Origin of the sequence: Burkholderia sp. AU45274, from assembly GCF_030482505.1 — a bacterium.
Classification (GTDB): domain Bacteria; phylum Pseudomonadota; class Gammaproteobacteria; order Burkholderiales; family Burkholderiaceae; genus Burkholderia.
Genome location: NZ_JAUJQE010000003.1, coordinates 354440 through 374182 on the forward strand (window position 1 = coordinate 354440; position 19743 = coordinate 374182).

Annotated in this window: 21 protein-coding genes and 2 pseudogenes; 13 read left to right on the plus strand and 10 right to left on the minus strand. The window is 64.2% G+C overall.

Annotated elements, in window-relative coordinates; translation table 11 throughout:
• Positions 1 to 168: 168 nt before the first annotated feature.
• Complete coding sequence (locus QZM35_RS14425) at positions 169 to 573, plus strand: hypothetical protein (RefSeq protein ID WP_301776205.1); 405 nt, start codon at positions 169 to 171, stop codon at positions 571 to 573.
• Between the two features lie 386 nt (positions 574 to 959).
• Here the strand turns inward: QZM35_RS14425 and QZM35_RS14430 are convergent, their stop codons facing one another.
• On the minus strand, positions 960 to 1274 hold the full coding sequence (locus QZM35_RS14430; protein ID WP_301776206.1) for a hypothetical protein: 315 nt from the start codon (positions 1272 to 1274) through the stop codon (positions 960 to 962).
• Between the two features lie 202 nt (positions 1275 to 1476).
• Between QZM35_RS14430 and QZM35_RS14435 the strand changes: the two genes are divergently transcribed.
• From QZM35_RS14435 to QZM35_RS14445, 3 genes are all read left to right on the plus strand, one after another.
• Positions 1477 to 1692 (plus strand): hypothetical protein, encoded by a 216-nt coding sequence (locus tag QZM35_RS14435; RefSeq protein ID WP_089430130.1) that lies wholly within the window; start codon positions 1477 to 1479, stop codon positions 1690 to 1692.
• Between the two features lie 429 nt (positions 1693 to 2121).
• A complete protein-coding gene (gene pstS / locus QZM35_RS14440) occupies positions 2122 to 3129 on the plus strand; it encodes a phosphate ABC transporter substrate-binding protein PstS (protein ID WP_301776327.1) in 1008 nt (335 codons plus the stop codon).
• Positions 3130 to 3284: 155 nt separating this feature from the next.
• Positions 3285 to 3707 (plus strand): hypothetical protein, encoded by a 423-nt coding sequence (locus QZM35_RS14445; RefSeq protein ID WP_301776207.1) that lies wholly within the window; start codon positions 3285 to 3287, stop codon positions 3705 to 3707.
• Here QZM35_RS14445 and QZM35_RS14450 read toward each other — a convergent pair.
• On the minus strand, positions 3695 to 4294 hold the full coding sequence (locus tag QZM35_RS14450; RefSeq protein ID WP_089429772.1) for a DJ-1/PfpI family protein: 600 nt from the start codon (positions 4292 to 4294) through the stop codon (positions 3695 to 3697). The two genes, QZM35_RS14445 and QZM35_RS14450, sit on opposite strands and share 13 nt — an antisense overlap.
• Positions 4295 to 4512: 218 nt before the next feature.
• The gene (locus QZM35_RS14455) at positions 4513 to 4926 is read right to left on the minus strand and encodes a hypothetical protein (RefSeq protein WP_089429773.1); all 414 of its coding nucleotides are present in this window, start codon (positions 4924 to 4926) and stop codon (positions 4513 to 4515) included.
• Positions 4927 to 5309: 383 nt separating this feature from the next.
• Between QZM35_RS14455 and QZM35_RS14460 the strand changes: the two genes are divergently transcribed.
• A complete protein-coding gene (locus QZM35_RS14460; protein ID WP_301776208.1) occupies positions 5310 to 5897 on the plus strand; it encodes a hypothetical protein in 588 nt (195 codons plus the stop codon).
• 242 nt (positions 5898 to 6139) lie between these two features.
• Here the strand turns inward: QZM35_RS14460 and QZM35_RS14465 are convergent, their stop codons facing one another.
• On the minus strand, positions 6140 to 6523 hold the full coding sequence (locus QZM35_RS14465; RefSeq protein ID WP_089429775.1) for an ATP-dependent protease: 384 nt from the start codon (positions 6521 to 6523) through the stop codon (positions 6140 to 6142).
• Between the two features lie 111 nt (positions 6524 to 6634).
• Between QZM35_RS14465 and QZM35_RS14470 the strand changes: the two genes are divergently transcribed.
• Positions 6635 to 7075, plus strand: a complete 441-nt coding sequence (locus tag QZM35_RS14470; RefSeq protein WP_254600112.1) for a hypothetical protein — start codon at positions 6635 to 6637, stop codon at positions 7073 to 7075.
• Positions 7076 to 7446: 371 nt separating this feature from the next.
• Here QZM35_RS14470 and QZM35_RS14475 read toward each other — a convergent pair whose 3' ends face one another.
• The gene (locus QZM35_RS14475) at positions 7447 to 8892 is read right to left on the minus strand and encodes a DEAD/DEAH box helicase (protein ID WP_174970501.1); all 1446 of its coding nucleotides are present in this window, start codon (positions 8890 to 8892) and stop codon (positions 7447 to 7449) included.
• A 380-nt stretch (positions 8893 to 9272) separates the two neighbouring features.
• On the opposite strand from QZM35_RS14475, the gene QZM35_RS14480 reads away from it, so the two are divergent.
• Positions 9273 to 10007: an ABC transporter substrate-binding protein gene (locus tag QZM35_RS14480; RefSeq protein WP_089434023.1), complete on the plus strand. Its 735-nt coding sequence runs from the start codon at positions 9273 to 9275 to the stop codon at positions 10005 to 10007.
• Between the two features lie 227 nt (positions 10008 to 10234).
• On the opposite strand, the gene QZM35_RS14485 is transcribed toward QZM35_RS14480, so the two are convergent.
• The gene (locus QZM35_RS14485; protein ID WP_089429778.1) at positions 10235 to 10879 is read right to left on the minus strand and encodes a carbonic anhydrase; all 645 of its coding nucleotides are present in this window, start codon (positions 10877 to 10879) and stop codon (positions 10235 to 10237) included.
• 365 nt (positions 10880 to 11244) lie between these two features.
• Here QZM35_RS14485 and QZM35_RS14490 point away from each other — a divergent pair, with 365 nt between their 5' ends.
• Positions 11245 to 12036: an MHYT domain-containing protein gene (locus tag QZM35_RS14490; protein WP_301776209.1), complete on the plus strand. Its 792-nt coding sequence runs from the start codon at positions 11245 to 11247 to the stop codon at positions 12034 to 12036.
• Positions 12037 to 12196: 160 nt separating this feature from the next.
• On the opposite strand, the gene QZM35_RS14495 is transcribed toward QZM35_RS14490, so the two are convergent.
• On the minus strand, positions 12197 to 13126 hold the full coding sequence (locus QZM35_RS14495) for a LysR family transcriptional regulator (protein ID WP_301776210.1): 930 nt from the start codon (positions 13124 to 13126) through the stop codon (positions 12197 to 12199).
• 113 nt (positions 13127 to 13239) lie between these two features.
• Between QZM35_RS14495 and QZM35_RS14500 the strand changes: the two genes are divergently transcribed.
• The 5 genes and pseudogenes from QZM35_RS14500 to QZM35_RS14520 all read left to right on the plus strand — a co-directional run bounded on the left by QZM35_RS14500 (position 13240) and on the right by QZM35_RS14520 (position 17657).
• Complete coding sequence (locus tag QZM35_RS14500; RefSeq protein WP_089430132.1) at positions 13240 to 14412, plus strand: acyl-CoA dehydrogenase family protein; 1173 nt, start codon at positions 13240 to 13242, stop codon at positions 14410 to 14412.
• 39 nt (positions 14413 to 14451) lie between these two features.
• A pseudogene (locus QZM35_RS14505) lies at positions 14452 to 14658 on the plus strand (FAD-binding protein); the annotation flags it as partial.
• A gap of 76 nt (positions 14659 to 14734) precedes the next feature.
• Positions 14735 to 15592, plus strand: a complete 858-nt coding sequence (locus tag QZM35_RS14510; RefSeq protein ID WP_089429781.1) for a MaoC family dehydratase N-terminal domain-containing protein — start codon at positions 14735 to 14737, stop codon at positions 15590 to 15592.
• 10 nt (positions 15593 to 15602) lie between these two features.
• Positions 15603 to 16802: a CaiB/BaiF CoA-transferase family protein gene (locus QZM35_RS14515; protein ID WP_301776211.1), complete on the plus strand. Its 1200-nt coding sequence runs from the start codon at positions 15603 to 15605 to the stop codon at positions 16800 to 16802.
• Positions 16803 to 16805: 3 nt separating this feature from the next.
• Positions 16806 to 17657 carry a CoA ester lyase gene (locus tag QZM35_RS14520; RefSeq protein ID WP_301776212.1) on the plus strand — a complete coding sequence of 284 codons (852 nt, stop codon included), beginning with the start codon at positions 16806 to 16808 and terminating at the stop codon, positions 17655 to 17657.
• 50 nt (positions 17658 to 17707) lie between these two features.
• On the opposite strand, the gene QZM35_RS14525 is transcribed toward QZM35_RS14520, so the two are convergent.
• The 3 genes and pseudogenes from QZM35_RS14525 to QZM35_RS14535 all read right to left on the minus strand — a co-directional run bounded on the left by QZM35_RS14525 (position 17708) and on the right by QZM35_RS14535 (position 19502).
• Complete coding sequence (locus QZM35_RS14525) at positions 17708 to 18748, minus strand: LLM class flavin-dependent oxidoreductase (RefSeq protein WP_089433780.1); 1041 nt, start codon at positions 18746 to 18748, stop codon at positions 17708 to 17710.
• A gap of 232 nt (positions 18749 to 18980) precedes the next feature.
• Positions 18981 to 19164: pseudogene (locus QZM35_RS14530) on the minus strand (hypothetical protein); the annotation flags it as partial.
• A 50-nt stretch (positions 19165 to 19214) separates the two neighbouring features.
• Positions 19215 to 19502, minus strand: a complete 288-nt coding sequence (locus QZM35_RS14535) for a DUF1330 domain-containing protein (RefSeq protein ID WP_089429785.1) — start codon at positions 19500 to 19502, stop codon at positions 19215 to 19217.
• Positions 19503 to 19743 lie beyond the last annotated feature (241 nt).

Sequence of the window (19743 nt, forward strand, 5' to 3'; positions counted from 1 at the left end):
CGGAAGCGACGGGCAGGGGGCGCTTCACTGTTGCGCCCGCCCATTGCAAGGCGCCGGGGCACATCTACTCGAGCATCCGGGTACGGCGACGAGAACAGGATTGGATGATCGTTCGTTTCCATTGATCTTCGGTTAGCAGAACGACGGATCTTTTGCAGGAGAAACAGTATGGTTGGTTCAGAGTCCGCAGATTATTTCATGCTGCGCCTAGGCACGCCGCATCCGACATGGGCGTTGACTGATGACAGCAACATGATTGGCATCGGCAATTGTGACGGCGTGGTGAGTGCCCTGTTCGAGCTGGATCGCAACCAGATCGCACGGATTAGAGCATTGGGCCAAGCGGTGGAGAGAGTCAGGTGTATTTGCGACCGCGCGGGCCGGGAGCTGCACTTTTATCTCCACGGCAGACAGGTGTCGCCCGGCGTGTGGGCCGGAGTCGCGTCGGCCGATCCCGACTATCTGCCGACCGCCGCGATGATCTCAACATGGACAGTACCGAAGAAGCCCTGCGATGCCTTCAAGTTCCCGAGCGTGAGAGCACGTGTGGTCGCATCCGTTAGCCTAACCTAAACTGCGATCACAGATTATTGCGCAAGGTCGAGCCGGATAAGCCCCGACTTTCGGGGGCCGATCGTTTGACATGTTCGTCCGGCCGCGCGCGCACGCCGTTCAGTGCCTTTGGTTCTGGCACACTCAACCTCGGATCGCCAGGACCATTTTGCTGGCCAGTTCATCGGCCAGCACTTTTCATTCATGGGTATTCGGTCTTCGAGCGACGCCCTTTCATCGCGAAGCTCAAGCACGAGACTACGCGGAAGCCCGCAAAAAACATCCCGCCAACCCTGCAGCAGAGCCTGCGCCGCACGTGACGAGACGCAACGCGTGACGCTCGCCAAGCCCCACGCCCGCCCGCTCCAAGACCGAAAACTCTGCGCTCCTCAACCGCCCTACGGCGCTCACCGCATCACCGCCCAGGCCCCCTGCTCGCCCCGAGCGCTCCCCGTTCGAACAAAATCCGAAACATTCAGCGAAACCGTATCGGCCTTCGCCTTCGAGCGCGCCTTCCGCGCGACTGCCAGGATCGGCGTCAAATGCTCGTAAAAGCATTCGAGCTGTCGTGCGTCAGACGCCAGTCGCTCAAGATCGCACGCCCGCTCGAGAATCAATCGAGCAATATGAAAACGCTGAAGCCCGTGGCCGACCCGAATCTGAAACACGACGCCATCGCTGCTATGCGGCACCCCCGCCCACATAAGCGAACTGCGATCCATAAAGCCTCCGAAAAATCCCAATCGTCACACCAATATGCCAGCCATCTCCGACGTTGCATATTTGTATTTCAAAATTGTGGCGTTTCACACATTGGCATTTTCGTAAAACTCGAATATTGCGCCGCAGCAAAAGTATCCGTAGACTGGGTTTGCGCGTCCGATGTAGTTGCCCCGCAGTCGTCCCATGACGGGAGAGCACGCGATGACGACTTCTTCACCAGCACTGAACCAGGCACCCCCTGCGCTCCACGTGTTCCAGCAAGATGGCGGCTGGCACTGGGGCATCACGGTTCCTCGCTCCGCGGGATCCGGCTTCAAGCTGATCGCATTCAGTACCGACATCTTTTCCACGGAAGACACCGCACAACGCGACGGCGATCGGGCGTTGGCCTCCATCGTCGCCAGTGACGTGCATTGATTCTGGCGGATCGGGCAAGTGCGCCTTCCTTGAATTTTCACAGCCAACTGCAATACTCGTATCACCCTTCGTTGCGGGACCCTTTACCGCGCGCGATGACGGACTTCGCCCCTTGTCTGACCTACCCGATCGTCGGTGACGATCCAGGCCAGCCGGTCGCTGCCTGCGGCCTCGGTTGCGGTACGTTGCAATCAAGCTCCCGGCGAACGTCATACGAGAAAAATGCGGCACAGCGGCTGCTGCAACCACGCAATGACGCACCGTGCTCGAAAGCAATCGAGAGACGATCACTGCCGCGGTCAATCGACAGACGTTGCCGAAAGGCGGCCGACAGCCCCCACCCAACCAGTCAGACTGCTCAACCGAGGCCCGCTTGCGGCCGGCATGCCGATAGCAGACAGGAGACGTTACGTGAACATCCGGATCTTGATGCCCTGCACCCTGGTTCTTGTTGCCCTCCATGCTCACGCGGCAGATATCACCGGCGCAGGCAGCACTTTCGCAGCACCGATTTATGCAAAGTGGGCCGATGCGTACAAGAAGGCGGGCGGCGGCAAGGTCAACTATCAAGGCATCGGCTCGTCGGGCGGCCTGAAGCAGATCAACGCGAAGACGGTCGACTTTGCCGGTTCGGACGCTCCGCTGAAGGATGACGAGCTCGCGAAGGCAGGCCTGTTCCAGTTCCCGACGGTGGTCGGCGGCGTGGTGCCGGTCGTCAACGTGCCGGGCGTGAAGGCCGGCGAACTGACACTGTCGGGCCCGGTGCTCGGCGACATCTACCTCGGCAAGATCAAGAAGTGGAACGACCCGGCGATCGCCGCGCTGAATCCGAAGGTCAAGCTGCCGGACACGGACATCGCCGTGGTTCGTCGTGCTGACGGCTCGGGCACGAGCTTCATCTGGACGAACTACCTGTCGAAGGTCAACGACGAGTGGAAGTCGAAGGTCGGCGAAGGCACGACGGTCAACTGGCCGACGGGCACGGGCGGCAAGGGCAACGACGGCGTCGCAGCGTTCGTGCAGCGCCTGCCGGGCGCAGTCGGCTACGTCGAATGGGCGTACGCGAAGAAGAACAACATGGTCTACACGGCCCTGAAGAACTCGACGGGCACGGTGGTCGAGCCGAAGACGGAAACGTTCAAGGCCGCTGCTGCCGGCGCGAACTGGTCGAAGTCGTTCTACCAGATCCTGACGAACCAGCCGGGCAAGGACGCGTGGCCGGTCGTCGGCGCGACGTTCGTGCTGCTGCACGCAACGCAAGAGAAGCCGGCACAAGGTGCGGAAACGCTGAAGTTCTTCGACTGGGCATTCCACAACGGCAACCAGGCCGCCACGGAATTGGACTACATCTCGCTTCCCGAATCGGTGGTGTCCGAAATCCGCACGCAATGGAAAGCGAAAATCAAGGATGCTTCCGGTAAGCCGGTTGCAAACTGAGGATTCCGGATGAGACGCGCAATCGCCCGCATTCACCTCGCAGCGCAGGAGGACGCAACCGCCGATCGACGCACACCGCGATGGCGAGCGGGCCTGATTGAAGCATGAGACGGACGCACTGCCGATTACGTTGCAATCAGCGGACGATTTGAGCCATGCGCGAAGAAAGCGCTTCACCGAACCAACGCGCTCCTGAAAAGCTGACCCCCATGCCTTGCGAAGCCTGCACGACCATGCACGCGACTTCCGATCCTGTCGCCCATCGGGAAATGGTGGAATTGCACAAGCCAACGAAACTGCGGCCGCTAGGACGGCCCGCAATCGTCGTGCGACAGTATCGCTGCCGTCTTTGTCATACGAACTGGCTGGTGGAGTCCGATCCGTTGCAAGCCGGCGTCACTGAATGGCTCTGCCTGAACGGGTCAGCGAACATTCTCGCGCCCTCTTCCACACCGCAGCCGGATGACGTGGCAACCGGGCGCGCCGAAGAAGCCGCTATCGGGAACACGACGTTGCGGCTGAACCCGGCACCCTTGCGATGGAGGCAGCGCCATCTTTTTGCGCACTACGGCAGGTAAGGCGTGATGTTCGTCAACGCGCGAGAAACGTACTCCTCCTTCTCCCCCACCGGCGCCACGTAGTGCAGTGCGCTCCGTGCGGCTTCCTCGCCCTCCAGGCGTGCAATGATCCACGCGGCCAGATACTGCGAAGCAAAGCAGCCACCTGCCGTTGCGACGTTGCCTTGTGCGAAGAATGGCTGATTGAGGACTTCGACGCCCGCCTCGACGACCCAGGGTTTGGTCGTGAGGTCCGTGCACGCCGGGATGTTGTCGAGAAGGCCGAGCTTTGCCAGCACCAGCGTGCCCGAACATTGGGCGCCAATCAGTTGCCGGGTCGGATCGAGATTCAGTTGCTCCATCAGCGTCGCGTCGTTGACGACATCCCGGGTTTGAATACCGCTCCCGACGATGACGGCATCCGCCGCGCGTGCGTCCGCCAACGTCGACTGCGCCTGCACGGTCACCCCGTTCATCGATGTGACGAAATGCTCCGGGCATGACAGCGTCACCCGCCAGTCGGGCTTCTTGATTCGGTTGAGTACGCCCAGCGCGATGAGGGAATCGAGTTCGTTGAAGCCCTGGAAGGTCAGAATGGCGATGTGCATGGGGTGCCCTGGCTGAGGTCTGTCGATGCATATTGCCAGATCGGCGCGATGTACGGATTGACGTTGGCGAAAACTGACGGTTGCTGTTTCGGCCACGGGGGCCTGGTCGGAAGGTGCACGTCGCGTTCTCACATCGGCGCTGCTTTCCGGGGCGGCAGTTCATGAAGCGTAGCCTCACCGAGGAATCGCTTTCCGTTTGGCCCCGTGGGTTCGGAAAGTCAGTGGATCGGCTGTCCGACAACCCGGGCCCACATCGCCCGAACGCGTCGCGCGCGGTCTTCGAAGAGATATGACGCCGCAAGCGTCAAGACACCTGAAATGGCACCCGTCACGATGTGCTCGACGTAGGGGATGCGGTAGTGACTCGTGTGCGAGTAGGCATCGCCCACCGTGGTCAGGACGCCAACGACCAGCGCATTGCCGTATCGATTCGCGTAGAGTTTTGCCACGGGCGTGAAAGTCAGAAGGACAGCCAGGAGTCCGGTCAGCAGCCCCGTCTGAAATGCGATAGTCCAGTGGGCGAGGCTCATGATATTTCCCCAGCTCCCCGGCATGCACGTCATGCACGCACTGGTCGGCTGCCAGAAACGCTGGACAAACAGTCTGACGCGGTGATTCCACTCGGTTGACATGATGCATTCCCATCCATGCCGTCGCCGCGGCCGGAGCCGCCACACGTATCGTTGAAGCAGTTTTCGAACTTTTCGGCGAGCTCGCCGCCGTCGTCACGGATGGGTCGGCTGTGTGCCGTGGAGACTTGGCAATGCCGGACATGGGGGAATACTACTCCACGATTAGACGGCCGCTGTTTCGATCGAGACCGAAATTTCAACGCTCGAGTCTATCGGGGCGGCCCCGTCCGTGATGCCTGTCGAACGAGGTGCTTGCGCGCGAAGTCGCCGGCCGGCATCGACCCGAAGGGTCGGTCGCCTTGCCAGTAAGCGGCCGTTCGAACTATCTATACTTCCCTGACAACATGCTGCCTCCCTGAGCCAGAACGCAAAAGGACGCTCCCATGAGACTGCTAACAACTGCTGAAGCTGATGAATACCTTCAGAAGATTGGCATGCACATCGGAAGTTGGAATCAAATCGCCGACATACCGCGTGAAAGTACTGTACGCACCTACCTGCCGTACAGTGCGCCCACTAACTCGAGGGAACTGTACGTGTTTGCGCATCACGCGGCCGGCTGGTTGCCCGCAGGCAAGTGGAAAATATTCCAGATCGACAATTCGAGCGCATTCCGCGGGGACGAGCTTCGGTTCATCGATACCCTGCTCGGATCAAATACGGACCTGGACCGTGAAATCGATGTTGGGTCCCGATCTCTTTTGTTCGATGGGGCCGCAAACGCGAACCTCGATGTTTCTACTGAACTGACCATCGCAAGGCTCATCTATCTTTTCTTGCTTTTCGAACAGCATGCCTGTGTGGTCTCCTCGGCGAGTTTGAATGGTCAACGGCTAGGCGTACAAGACGGCGTTATCTATTTCGAGTCCGATGTCTTCTATCGCCCTATAGCTGACCAACTGATTCGCGTGTTCGAGTCTGAGCCATTGCGGCTTCCGTCATGGATGGACCGCTTTTTAGATATCGCTTGATTGACCGCCTCTGGCCGGCCGCTGTTCAATGCGGCCGCCCAAATACGCACCGTTGCTGCAGATCGAGCCGTTGCACCTCAAGGGCAAGTATCAGAGCACTACGGTCACGCGCTCCGAAGCTCCGAAAGCTTGCCCTCCCTTGACGGATCGGCTTCAGCAACCGAAAGCCCGGCACACCTCGCAATTGACCTGACTCCAGCCCTGCACCCATCACGACTTGCGGCCCCAATGGCAAGCAACGATCAGAGATCTCCGCGCACTTCACCGGTTCCCAGCGCGCTCCGCTGCCGGTTGACTTCCGCCCAAAGCTCATCGCTGTCGTCGTTGCGCAGCACGACCATCCAGTCCAGTTGATCGTCGGTCACGCCGAAGTACTCCAGGATTTCCCGTCGAGCCGCATCGATGAACTGCGCGTATTCCGGGGTTGCCTGGGCCCGCGCGTGCAAGGCGTCGTATTCGGCATCGTCCGCGCCGCCGCCGTGCTCGTCGATATAGCGCGAGATCCACTGGTCCCGTTCGTGGTCGTAGTCCGCCTCGGCGCGCATCGCCTGCAACGCCGTGTAGAAATCCAATTGGGCAAACGCGGCGATCGCCGCCGTTGTCGCCTCGTCGAATGGTGTCGTCATTTCATCTCTCAAGTCAGTCATCGCACATCATCGCACGGGCCGCACCCGGGCCGGCCCCTCGAATACGAACCGCGCGCACATGCCATAATTCGCCCGTTCCCGAGCTACCGGATGCATCGTGTCATACGCGAAATGATTTTGATCAGATCACTTGCCGCCTGTCTGTTGATGGCTGGATGTCTTGCTGCAGCGCACGCCGAGACGTATCCACCCGAAGTATCGAGAAGCATCGACAAGCTTCAGTCCCAATGTTCCCGCAAGTCCAACGATCCCAAGGCGCCAGCCTGCATCGAATACAAGGCCACGTTGGCCCGCACCATTCCCTCTGCCGTCCAGGCATTGATGCATCAGGAAGAAGTCGCCAATGACCAATGCCGGAACGGTCCGGCGCCGAAGTTGTTGCCTGACGGGCAATATGCGCCGGGAAGCGCGTGCGCACAACGCGAACAACTGATGAAGACCCTTCACCAGCACGGCTGGTGCTGGGGCCATACGGACATGGATAGCTACCTTCCAGGTTGGGTGATCTGTCATCCCGGTGAATGGCAGTAAGACCGCCCCCATAGCGGGACGGCATTCCGCAAGGCTGCGCAGGCGGATTGCAGGTCCCAGTCTTCGCCGGCGAAGCTCGCACCCGCTGTTGCCGCAGCAAAGAGTCGAACAGGTTTCCCGGCCATCGTTCAGTCGCTCGATCTGCCTTTGCAGCGCTAATCCTCGCCGCCGTCCTGGCATCAGCAACGGGCGCTTGTCCCGGCGGACTTTCCTGAACCTCCCGTTTCAGCCTGAAACGGTGGCCCTGAAATTTACGTCGACGGATCGTAATGGGCTGCAGATTCAACCCGACGACGCCACGCACTCGAAGTTGCCTTCAGCCGCCAAACCGCCAGCCATATTCAATGGCTGGCGAGCCGCATCCCCACGCATCAGGACGGACGTTTCCCACGGGCACCCGCGGGTTTGCCAGCCGGCTTGCGCGCGCCCGCCGCCGGCTTGCCGGCAGATTTGCCACGCGGCTTCTGCACGCTGAACGGGCTGCCGATGGTGTAGTCCGGTCCGTTACCGGCCGGCTTCGCATGCGGCGCCGCAGCCTTGTGCTTGTTCTCACCACCTTGCGGACGCGGCTTTTTGCCCGACACCGGCATGGCAGCCGACGCAGCGTGCGGCACTTTCGGCTTCTTGGGCTTTTTCGGTTTCTTGATGATCTCGCCCGTCGCGCTGGTTTCCGGCACGCGGTGTTCGGCCTCGAAACCCGGCTCTTCTTCACGGCGCAGCGTTTGCTTGATCAGCGCTTCGATCGCGGCCAGTTGCGGCGCTTCATCCGCGCACACCAGGGACACCGCCACGCCACTGGCACCCGCGCGGCCGGTACGGCCGATGCGGTGCACATAGTCTTGCGCGACGATCGGCAGGTCGACGTTGATCACCAGCGGCAGGTCGTCGATATCCAGCCCGCGCGCCGCCACATCGGTGGCCACCAGCATCTGGACTTCGCCCGTCTTGAAGCGCTCCAGCGCACGCAGGCGCGCCGGTTGCGGCTTGTCGCCGTGAATGGTGTCGACGGCATAGCCCGCTTCGTCCAGCATCGCCGCCAGGTAATCCACGCCGTTGCGCGTCTTGACGAACACCAGCGCATGCGCCCACTTGTTCTCGGCCACGAGGTGCATGAAAAGATCGGGCTTGTTCCGCTTGTCCACCGTCACCACCCACTGCTTGATCTTGCTGGCCGTGGCATTGGGCGGACTGACGCTGATGTTGACCGGACTGCGCAGAATGGTCGCCGCCATCGCGCGGATATCGTCGGTAAACGTGGCCGAAAACAGCAGCGTCTGACGCTGCGCGGGCAGCGCGGCAAAGACGGCGTTGAGTTCGCGCGCAAAGCCGAGATCCAGCATGCGGTCGGCTTCGTCCAGCACCAGCGTCTGCACCTGATCGAACTGCACCGCGTTCTGGCGATTGAGGTCCAGCAAACGGCCCGGCGTGGCCACGAGCACATCCACGCCCTTGCGCAACTTCATCATCTGCGGATTGATGCTCACGCCGCCGTAAGCGGCCAGAAACCGCAAATCGAGGCCCTTGCCGTAAGCGATGAAGCTTTGCAGCACCTGTTCAGCCAGTTCCCGCGTCGGCACCAGCACCAGCACACGTGCGCGGTTGCTGGACACCGCCGGGCCGTGTTGCACCAGCCGCTGCAGCAGCGGCAGCGCAAAACCCGCGGTCTTGCCCGTGCCGGTCTGGGCGCCCGCCATCACGTCCTTGCCACCGAGCACGGCAGGAATCGCCTTGGCCTGCACCGGCGTGGGGGCCTGGTAATTGAGGTCCTGCAGGTTACGCAGCAAGGGATCGATCAGGCCGAGCGAGGCAAAAGACATGGACGTATTCCGGACTAAAACCGCAATTCTAGCGGTTGCCGGGCGAATCAAGGCCCACTGCACCCGGCTGGACGGCGCCGACGGCGAGCGACGCCACGGCCAACCGACAGCCGCCGCTGGCGCGAAGCAAGCAAATCGCCTCCCTCTTCCCGCATCAAATCGCCTCTCGCAGTCACGCAATCCCTTTGCCCGTCCATCACTGTTGGGGCCACAAGATGAGGGGAACGCACCTGTCTCGCGTCGCCCGATTGGCGCCGAAGGCAGGCTTGCGCCGCTCGATGACGCTCGATGACGAAAGCCAGGTGATAAGCTCGATGCCGACGCGCGGTCGCACATCGACGCGCGCCAAACCCTGCCCCTACGACCGTCACGAGCCTGCCATGCCCCTCGCCCCTTCCGTCCTCTCCGCGTTCACGCCGACCGGCAAGCTGCGCGCGTCGATCAACCTCGGCAACCCGATCCTCGCGAACCGCGACCCGGCGACGGGCGAACCGTTCGGCGTGTCGATCGACCTTGCGCGCGCGTTCGCCGAGCGTCTGTCGGCCGAGCTGGAACTGGTCGTGTTCGACACTGCCGGCAAATCGGTGCAGGCGCTGACCGACGAGCGCGCCGACTTCGGCTTCTTCGCGGTCGATCCGCTGCGCGGCGAAACGGTCGCGTTCACGGCGCCGTACGTGCTGATCGAGGGGTTCTATCTGGTGCGTGACGCGTCACCGATCCGCGCGAACGCGGACGTCGACCAGCCGGACCACCGCGTGACCGTCGGCAAGGGCAGCGCCTACGACCTGTTCCTCACGCGCGAACTGAAGGCCGCGCAGATCGTGCGTGCGCCGACGTCGCAAGCCGTCGTGCAGACCTTCGTCGAACAGCAACTGGAAGTGGCCGCAGGCGTGAAGCAGCAGCTCGAGGCCGACGCCGCTAAAACACCCGGCCTGCGCCTGCTCGACGAGCGGTTCATGGTGATCCGGCAGGCCATGGGCGTGCCGAAGAGCCGCGGCGAAGCGGCCGCGGCGGCATTGAATGCGTTCGTCGAGGAAATGAAGGCGTCAGGCTTCGTCGCGGATTCGCTGCGGCGGCATGGCATCTCTGGGGCATCCGTCGCGCCGCAAGCGTGATTGCATCAGGCGTGACGCAGCGATCTACAACTGCGATCCCCCCGCTTTGCGGCCGCCCGACTTCGCGCGGCCGCGTCGGGTGCAGGAAGCGGTGATCGAGATGAAGTCGTCGGGCATGGGCGGAACCGATCTTCGCGACCTTCGATACAGATCGGACCGCAGATCAGCGCTTTCGATTGTCCAACTCGGCAGGGTGGATACGACCGGCCGGAACAAGGCCCCTTCGCTCAGTACGACTTGACCGCCACCGTGGCCGGAGACTCGCTCAACGGGACGAATCGGCGCGTGGTGCCGTCGAGTGCGTCGATGCGCCCCATCTCGATGTCGTAGACCCAACCGTGCAGATTCATCCGTCCTTGCTCGAGCGCGAGCGCAACCGACGGATGCGTGCGCAGGTTGGCGAGCTGCGCGATCACGTTCTCTCGCACCAGACCGTCGAGCTTGTCCCGAGGGGAGTCGAACTGATGCGCGGCATTGATGGCTTTCGCGGCATCGGAATGGCGCAACCAGTTCGCAACAGCCGGCATATGGTCGAGACACGTACACCGTGAGATCGCGCCCATCGCGCCGCAATCCGAGTGCCCGCAAATGACGATATCCCGCACGCCGAGCACGGCGACCGCATACTCGACCGTGGCCGACACGCCGCCCGGTTCCGGTCCGTACGACGGGACGATGTTGCCCGCGTTGCGAATCACGAACAGTTCGCCGGGCTCGCGCTGCGTCAGCAGCTCGGGCACCACGCGGCTGTCCGAGCACGTCACGAACAGCGCCTTGGGATTTTGGGCGGTCGCGAGCTGCTTGAACAGCTCGACACGTTGCGGATAGACCTCGCGCTGAAAGCGCAGGAAGCCGTCGATGATGTCGCGCACGGGACTCTCCTGATACGAATTCACGGCGGGCGGGCAACGAGATCGTACGCTGCCGTCCGCCAAGGCGGCCGACATTATCGCAGATCGGCGACGTCGTGATGAGGCTGGCGCGGACGTCGGCCAGCCGGACTTACCTCGACGCGCCCCCATGCGCGCACGGCACCTCCAATCCGGTCCGCCCGGGACCGAAAACCGGCACGATCCGGGGACGTCCGCCGCACCGACGCACCACCCTAAGTCGGCAGCGGCGCCCTTGATTCGATTCCGGGTTTCGGTATATTTGCGGGACACACGAGGGGATGGCGCACTCGCAAAAACAGGGCGCCCTCAAACGACCAAAAAGCCTATAACCGAGAATAACGATCATGTCCGGCACCTACGACCTTACGCTCGTCGTACTTTCCTGCCTGCTTTCGATCCTCGCATCGTTCACGGCACTCAATATCTCCGATCGCCTGAATCTCATCGGGAATCGTTCGATCTGGCCCTGGATCGCGTTCGGCGGGTGCATCATGGGGCTCGGCATCTGGTCGATGCATTTCGTCGCCATGCTGGCATTTCACCTGCCGGTGGCTGTCGGATACGATATTCCCACCACCGTCGCTTCCTTGCTGATTGCGATTGCGGCTTCCGCCGTCGGCTTCGTCCCGCTCGCCCGCTTCGCGCTGCACTGGCCGCAACTCATCATCAGCGCAATCGTCATGGGACTGGGCGTCGCCGGCATGCACTATCTCGGCATGCAGGCAATGAGCATCTGCTCCGGTATTCGATACCAGCCCTGGTTGGTCGTGCTGTCCGTCATCATCGCGATCCTGGCAAGCGGCGCCGCCTTGTTGCTCGCCTTCGACCTGCGCCGGCCGAGCACATTCGGCAGAACACGCCAGATCGGCTCGGCCATCGTCATGGGCGTGGCCGTGTGCGGGATGCACTATTGCGGCATGGCAGCGGCCAGTTTCGAACGAGGCAGCGACGCGACGGCAACCCTCTCCAACCTACCCGCACCGTGGCTGGCCGGTATCGTCGTGACGGTCAGCCTGGTGATTTTCCTGGTCGCCGCCGCGATCATGCTGCTGGATGCCAGGATCAACACCCAGGCGCGAGAACGCGTTCAGGCGACATTGAGCACCCATCTCGATCGACGGAATCCGACTCGCTGACAGCGCACGCTCGGCTTCATCCGGCACGTCAAACGGGCGTTTCCCCGCTCTCCCGGCCCGGCACACCAGGTGCACGGGTGGACGGCCGCTTCGGCGCGCCGGCCTGTCCCGCCGGGGTAAGACCGCACGTGAGGCGGCTCACCCCGACAACACGCTCGCCCTAGCCCAGCCAGCGCGCATCCGGCCAGTCGCCCTGGTCGAACGTCGCCTTCACGCAATCGAGCAGCACCCCGACCACGCAGCGCACCGGCGCCGTGGCCTGCCGGCTGCTGGGCGCCGCGAGCACAATCGTGCGCCGGACGCCCGGCGACGCGAGCGGTGCCGCGCTCAGGATGCCGCGCTCGACCTCCTGCGTCACGCCGACGGCCGGCAAGATCGTCCAGCCGTGGCCTTGCGCGACCAGTTCCTTCTGTACGCTCAGCGCATTGGTTTCGGCGAAGACCTGCAACGTCACGCCCGCCTCGGCCGCCGCGTGCTCGATCGCCGCGCGCAGGCCCTGCGGCGCGGAAGGCAGGATGAACGGCTCGCGCGCGACCCGATCCAGCGACACCGGCCGCTTGCGCGACAGCGTGGCCGACGGCGCCGCGACGGCCCACAGACTCTCGTCGATCAACGCCTTGACGTGCAGCGCGGGCGTCTCCTTCTGCCCGTACAGCAGCGCCGCATCGACATCCCCCGCTTCGAGCCAGTCCTGCAGGTGGCCCGCGTAGCCGATCGTGAGCCGTAGCCGGATGTGCGGGTAGCGCCGCGCCACCTCGCTCGCCAGCCGTGTGGCCAGCAGATCCGACGTGCTGGCCAGCAGCCCGATGCTCACGATGCCCGCCACCGGCCCGTCGGTCGGCTGGATCTCGGCCTTGGCGCGCGCCACCTCGTTGAGGATGCGGCGCGCGTATTCGAGCATCGTCTTTCCCGACGACGTGAGCTGCATGCCGTGGCGGCTGCGGTCGAACAATTCCGTCCCCATGTCCTCCTCGAGCAGGCGCAGCTGGCGTGACACGGCCGGCTGCACGAGATTCAACAGGCTCGACGCCCGGGTGACGTTGCCCGTTTCGGCCACGGTGACGAACGCACGCAATTGCTTGAGATCCATCGCGGGATACCTCGATACCAAAAACTGATTCGACGATCAGGAAATTCTATTGTTTAAGAAATCCATCAAAACTTATTATGGACTCGACCCATGCCAATGACGAGACACGATTCATGAGCGCCTCCGTTTTCTCCGCCCCCGATCAGTACCAGGCAATCCGCGACGCGGTACGTAGCCTGTGCAATCAGTTTCCGGCCGACTACCACCGCAAGATCGACGAGGCGCGCGGCTATCCCGAAGCGTTCGTCACGGCCCTCACGCAGGCCGGCTGGCTGGCCGCGCTGATTCCGCAGGAATACGGCGGCCCGGGGCTGTCGATGGCCGAGGCGTCGGTCATCATGGAAGAGATCAACCGCTCCGGCGGCAATTCGGGCGCGTGCCACGGCCAGATGTACGTGATGAACACCATCGTGTTCAGCGGCACCGAAGCACAGAAGCAGCGCTATCTGCCGCGCATCGCGGCAGGCGAGCTGCGCGTGCAGTCGATGGGCGTGACCGAGCCCACCACCGGCAGCGACACCACCAAGCTCAAGACCACGGCGGTGAAAAAGGACGGCCGCTGGGTCATCAACGGCCAGAAGGTGTGGATCTCGCGGGTCCAGCACAGCGACCTGCTGATCCTGCTCGCGCGCACCACGCCGCTCGACCAGGTGCAGAAGAAGAGCGACGGGCTGTCGTGCTTCATCGTCGAGCTGGACAAGGCGATCGGCAACGGCCTCACGGTGCGCCCCATCCTCAACATGGTCAATCACGAGACCAACGAGCTGTTCTTCGACAACCTGGAGCTGCCGGAAGACGCGCTGCTCGGCACTGAAGGCAAGGGGTTGAAGGTGATCTTCGACGGCCTGAACGCCGAGCGAACGCTGATCGCGGCCGAGTGCATCGGCGACGGCTACTGGTTCCTCGAGAAGGCGCGCGACTACGCGAGCGAGCGCAAGGTGTTCGGCCGCCCGATCGGGCAGAACCAGGGCATCCAGTTTCCGCTCGCCGAATCGTTCATCGAGCTGGAGGCCGCGAACCTGATGCGCTGGCGCGCCTGCGAGAAGATCGACGCGCGCCAGAACGCCGGCGTCGAGGCCAACATGGCCAAGTACCTGGCCGCGAAGGCCAGCTGGGAAGCGGCCAATGCATGCCTGCAGACGCACGGCGGCTTCGGCTTCGCGTGCGAATACGACGTGGAGCGCAAGTTCCGCGAAACGCGCCTGTACCAGGTCGCGCCGATTTCCACCAACATGATCCTGGGGCATGTGGCCGAGCACGTGCTGCAGCTCCCGCGCTCCTACTGATTCCGGAAGGATTCCTCTCCATGAAGATGCTCGTACCCGATCGGCCGGACCGGCAAGATCGTCGCGCCGCAGCTGTACATCGCGGTCGGTATCTCGGGGGCGATCCAGTATTTGGCCGGCATGATGGATTCGACGGTAAGCGTCGCGATCAACAAGGATCCCGAAGCACCGATCTTCATCGTGGCGGACTACAGCCTCGAAGCCGACCTGTTCGCGGCCATGCCCGAACGGGTCAACGCACGCTGACGGCAATGGCGACCGGCACCCGACATGCTGGCGCCGGCTGCCTGCCTGACGCTTCAATCATCGAGCACCCAACACCATGAGTGTCGAGCCGTCCGAATCCTTCGACGCGTGGGTCGGCCGGAGCGTTGACAGCGCGGACCGGATTACCCGGGCCCCCGTCCGTCTGCTGCAGGCGGCACTGGACTACGCGAACCCATCCGAACTCCCCGCGACGCTGCCGCCGCTGTGGCACTGGCTGTACTTCCTGCCGGGCGAGCGGCAGTCGAACATCGGCGTCGACGGTCACCCGCGGCGCGGCGGCTTCCTGCCGCCCGTCACGCTGCCGCGGCGCATGTGGGCCGGCGGACGGTTGCAGTTCCTGCGCCCGCTGGCCGTCGATGCGCCCGTGCAGCGCCGGTCGACGATCCTGAGCGTGCAGAGCAAGTCCGGCCGCAGCGGCCAGCTGGTGTTCGTCACCGTACTGCACGAAACGAGCGATGCCGAGGGCGTGGCCATCCGCGAGGAACAGGACATCGTGTACCGCGACGCGCCGCCTCCTGCCACTGCCGGCATACCGGCACCGCAGCCGGCCCCGGCGCCGACGGACGAACAGTATTCGCGCATCGTCACGCCCGATCCGGTGCTGCTGATGCGCTTCTCCGCGCTCACCTTCAACGGCCACCGGATTCACTACGACCGGCCCTACGCGATGCAGGAAGAAGGCTATCCGGGCCTCGTGGTGCACGGCCCGCTGATCGCGATGCTGCTGCTGGAGGAACTGCGCCGCACGCACCCCGGCAAGACGATTCGCCGCTTCGAGTTCAAGGCCGTCAGCCCGCTGTTCGACACCGCGCCGTTCACGGTGAACGGCAAGCTCGAAGGACATGCCGCCCGCCTGTGGGCGCGCGGCCCGCAAGGGCAGCTGGCCATGCAGGCCAGCGCCGAACTGGAATAACGATCCGACCATGCAAGCTCGCAAAGCTCAACCCGGCCCGCTCAGCGGGATGACCGTCGTCACGCTCGAACACGCGATTGCCGCGCCGTTCTGCACGCGCCAGCTCGCCGACCTCGGCGCCCGCGTCATCAAGGTGGAGCGCCCCGGGGTGGGCGATTTCGCGCGGGCGTACGATCACCGCACCCGCGGTCTCGCGTCGCATTTCGTGTGGACCAACCGGTCGAAGGAAAGCCTCACGCTGGACCTGAAGCAACCGGCCGCGCAGGAGGTGCTGGGCGAACTCGTCGCCCAGGCCGACGTGCTGGTGCAGAACCTCGCGCCCGGCGCGGCCGCGCGCATGGGCCTGTCGTTCGATGCGCTGCACGCGAAGCACCCGCGGCTGATCGTCTGCGACATCTCGGGCTATGGCGCCGATGGCCCTTACCGCGACAAGAAAGCCTACGACCTGCTGATCCAGAGCGAGGCGGCGTTCCTGTCGATCACGGGCACGGCCGACGAGCCCTGCAAGGCCGGCAACTCGATCGCCGACATCGCGGCGGGCATGTACGCGTACACGGGCATCCTCAGCGCGCTCCTGCAGCGCGGCGTCACGGGCATCGGCTCGCACGTGGAAATTTCGATGCTCGAGGCGCTGGCCGAGTGGATGGGCTTCCCGATGTACTACGCGTACGACGGCCAGCAGCAGCCGGGCCGCAACGGCGCCGCGCACGCGACCATCTATCCGTACGGCCCGTTCAAGGCCGGCGACGGCCGGGTCGTGATGCTCGGCCTGCAGAACGAGCGCGAATGGAAGACGTTCTGCGATGTCGTGCTGCGCGCCCCGGCGCTCGCGACCGATCCGCGCTTCGACGCCAACGTGCACCGCTCGGAGCACCGTGCGGAACTGAAGGCCGTGATCGAACAGGCGTTTTCCTCCCTCACCGCGCAGGACGTGATCGCGCGCCTCGACGAAGCGCAGATCGCGAACGCCGCCGTGAACCAGATCGGCGATCTCTGGACGCATCCGCAACTGCACGCGCGCCAGCGCTTTCGCACGATCGACTCGCCGGCCGGCGAACTGCAGGCGCTGCTGCCGCCCGCCACGATCGACAGCTTCGACGTGCGCATGGACGCGGTACCCGCGCTGGGCGAGCACAGCGCGGCCATCCTGCATGAACTCGGGCGCACCGACGCCGATATCGAACAACTGCGCGCCGCCGGCGTGATCTGAGCCATGTCCAAGCCCCTTTCCCCCGTCCGTCACGCGCGCAGCCTGCTGTTCGTGCCGGCCACCCGCCCCGAGCGCTTCGCGAAGGCGCTCGATTCGGGTGCCGACTGCATCATCGTCGACCTCGAGGATGCCGTCAGCCCCGACAGCAAGGACGACGCACGCGCGCAGCTTGCGCAGCACCTGCCGCGGCTGACGGCCGAGCAGCGTGCGCGCACCGTCGTGCGCGTGAACGCGGTCGGTACGCCTTGGCACGACGCGGACATCGCGCTGCTGCGCGACTGGGCCGCGCAACGCGTGGCCGTGATGCTGCCGAAGTCCGAAGATGCGGGCGCGCTGCGCAAGGTTGCGGAGCGGCTCGGCGAGCACGCGCAACTCGTCGCGCTGATCGAATCGCTGGCCGGGCTCGATTCAGCCGACGCGCTGGCGCGCGACCCGCAGGTCGTGCGTGTCGCGTTCGGACATCTGGATTTCCAGCTCGACCTCGGCATGCGCGCGACGTCCGACGAGCCGGAGCTGGCCTTTGCGCGCAATGCGCTCGTGGCCGCGTCACGCCGCGCGCAGTTGCCGGCGCCGATCGACGGCGTGACCACGCGCACCGACGATGCCGAGCGTCTGACGGCCGATGCGCGGCGTGCGCGCGCGTTCGGGTTCGGCGGCAAGCTGTGCATCCACCCGGCGCAGGTCGCCGGCGTGAACGATGCGATGGGCTATTCGGAAGACGAGCAGGCGTGGGCGCGCCGCGTGATCGACGCAGCCGCGAAACACGGCGGCGCCGCGTTCAGCCTGGACGGCCGGATGGTCGATCTTCCGGTGATCCGGGCGGCCGAGGCGATCATCGCCGGTACGCGGAAATAATCGATCGCGACTACGCGGCGCGCCCCACCGGTGCGCACCCGCGCCGCCGCTCAGGCCGCCGCTTGTTCGCGCCGATCGGCGGGACGCCAGCCGAGTGCCGGTGCAATACGCGTGATGACGTCGTCGAGGATCTGCAGATAGTTCTCGAACGGCAGGTTGTAGGGCAGTTCGACACGCAGTTCCCGCACCTGTCCGACCACCGGATCGGCCAGCAGCCGCTCCAGGATTTCGTCCGAGGGGCCGACCAGATCCGGCGCGTACAGCGTGCGTCGCTCGCCCTGCGGCGCCAGCGTGCGGGCATGACGCCCGTCTGCAAACGCGCGATAGCGTTCGCGCTCTTTTGCGCTCGCGCTGTCGGTCGGGACGATCACACGGCCCAGCGAGATACGCGGTGCGTGGGCTTCATGCCAATGGTCGCGATACAGCGCCAGTTGCCGCAACTGGGCGTCGAGATAATTGTCGGTGCCCTCGCCCGTGGTCACGTTGGCGATCAGCAAGTTGAAGCCGTTACGGGCCGCCCATTCGGCCGAGCGCGCGGATCCCGCGCCGTACCAGAGCCGCCCCGTCAAGCCCGGTGCGAAGGGGCTCACGCGCGGCCGGACCTTGCCCGCAGCCGATTCCACGAACGTGTCTTCGTCACCGAGCCAGTCGCCGGCCAGATTGCGGCGCAGCCGGGCCACGCGGGCATGCGAGAAGTCGACCCGTTCCGGATCGGTGTCGAACAGCCGTTCGCCCAGCAGCGCCCCGTGAATCGGCGCGCCCGCGCTGAGCCCGACGTTGAGCCGCCCGCGCGACAGCACGTCGACGGTGGCGAGGTCCTCGGCCAGCCGGAACGGATTCTCGTATCCCATCTGGATGACCGCCGCGCCCAACCCGATCCGCGTCGTGCGCTGGCTCGCCGCCGCGAGAAACGTCGCGGCCGACGAGACGGCGCGCTCGAGATGGCGTTGCCGTATCCAGGCGCCGTCGTAGCCGAGCGCCTCGCCCGCGTGGAACAGGTCGAGCGCTCGCTCGAATCCCTCCGCTGCGTCTTCGCCGGGGTAGTTTCCCGCTGTCAGGAAGGCAATATGATCAATGCGTACGTTGCTCACTTTCGTGTCCTTCGCAATCAGTCGAAAATCGAAAGGAAATGAGACATCGCGCTCGACCTCGAAAACGTCGAGCCCATCGGATTCAAGCGGTCACGAGAAAGCGTGGAAGGGACTGACGACTTCACATGCGTCGTCGATTATGGAGAACGTGCGACTGACCCGTTGCGGTCATTTCTTCTATGGATATGACGCGCGCATCCATAATGGAATGCGCGATCGAGGCTGGGCGGTTCGACGCCCGTTGGCGGTCGTCGAGCGGTTGCGCGCACGCGGCCTCGGCCTGCGTGCACCGCGTCGGGATCGACCGGCGAAATCGGGGCGCCCGGGCGATACGGCGCCGACGGCTCGCGCTTCAACACCTTGCGTGACAGTGCGGCCGGGAAACCCAGCTAGGCCTTGAACAGCGACACGACCGTCACGCCGGAGGCAGACTCGCCGCGACGGTCGACAAGAGACTCACGCCCCGTCAAACGCCTTCGACCAGCACGGCCCGAAAGCGTGCGCCCTTGAAGCGGTGCGGAACGATCGCCTGGTATGCCGGGCTGCCATACCACGCGTGCGCGGCGTCCCTGGACGGAAACTCGACGATCACCACCCCTTCCGGGCCGTCGCCCTCGAGCGTTTCCTGCGGGCCATACGCGGCCAGCACCTTCAACGGGTGGCCGGCGGTCGTCGCGCCGACCTTGTCCTGGTAGAGATCGAGTTCCTGCTGATCCTGCGTGCTTTCATGCGTGAAGACGATATAGGTCGCCAAGATTGCACTCCTGATGCGTTCGAGAATGATGGGACGATCCGAAGATCGTCCGCCGGACAACGGCATTCATCCTAACCATCGGGCGCGCTTTCTCTTATCCCCCTGCTTCCAACTCTCTATGCGAGCCGGATTAACAATGGACGCAACCGGTCGGCCGGGCGCATGTCGCAGCACCAAAAGAAAACACCCCTCGACGAGGGGTGCATGAGCCGGATCGCGGTGCCCCCCAGCCGCTGGCAAG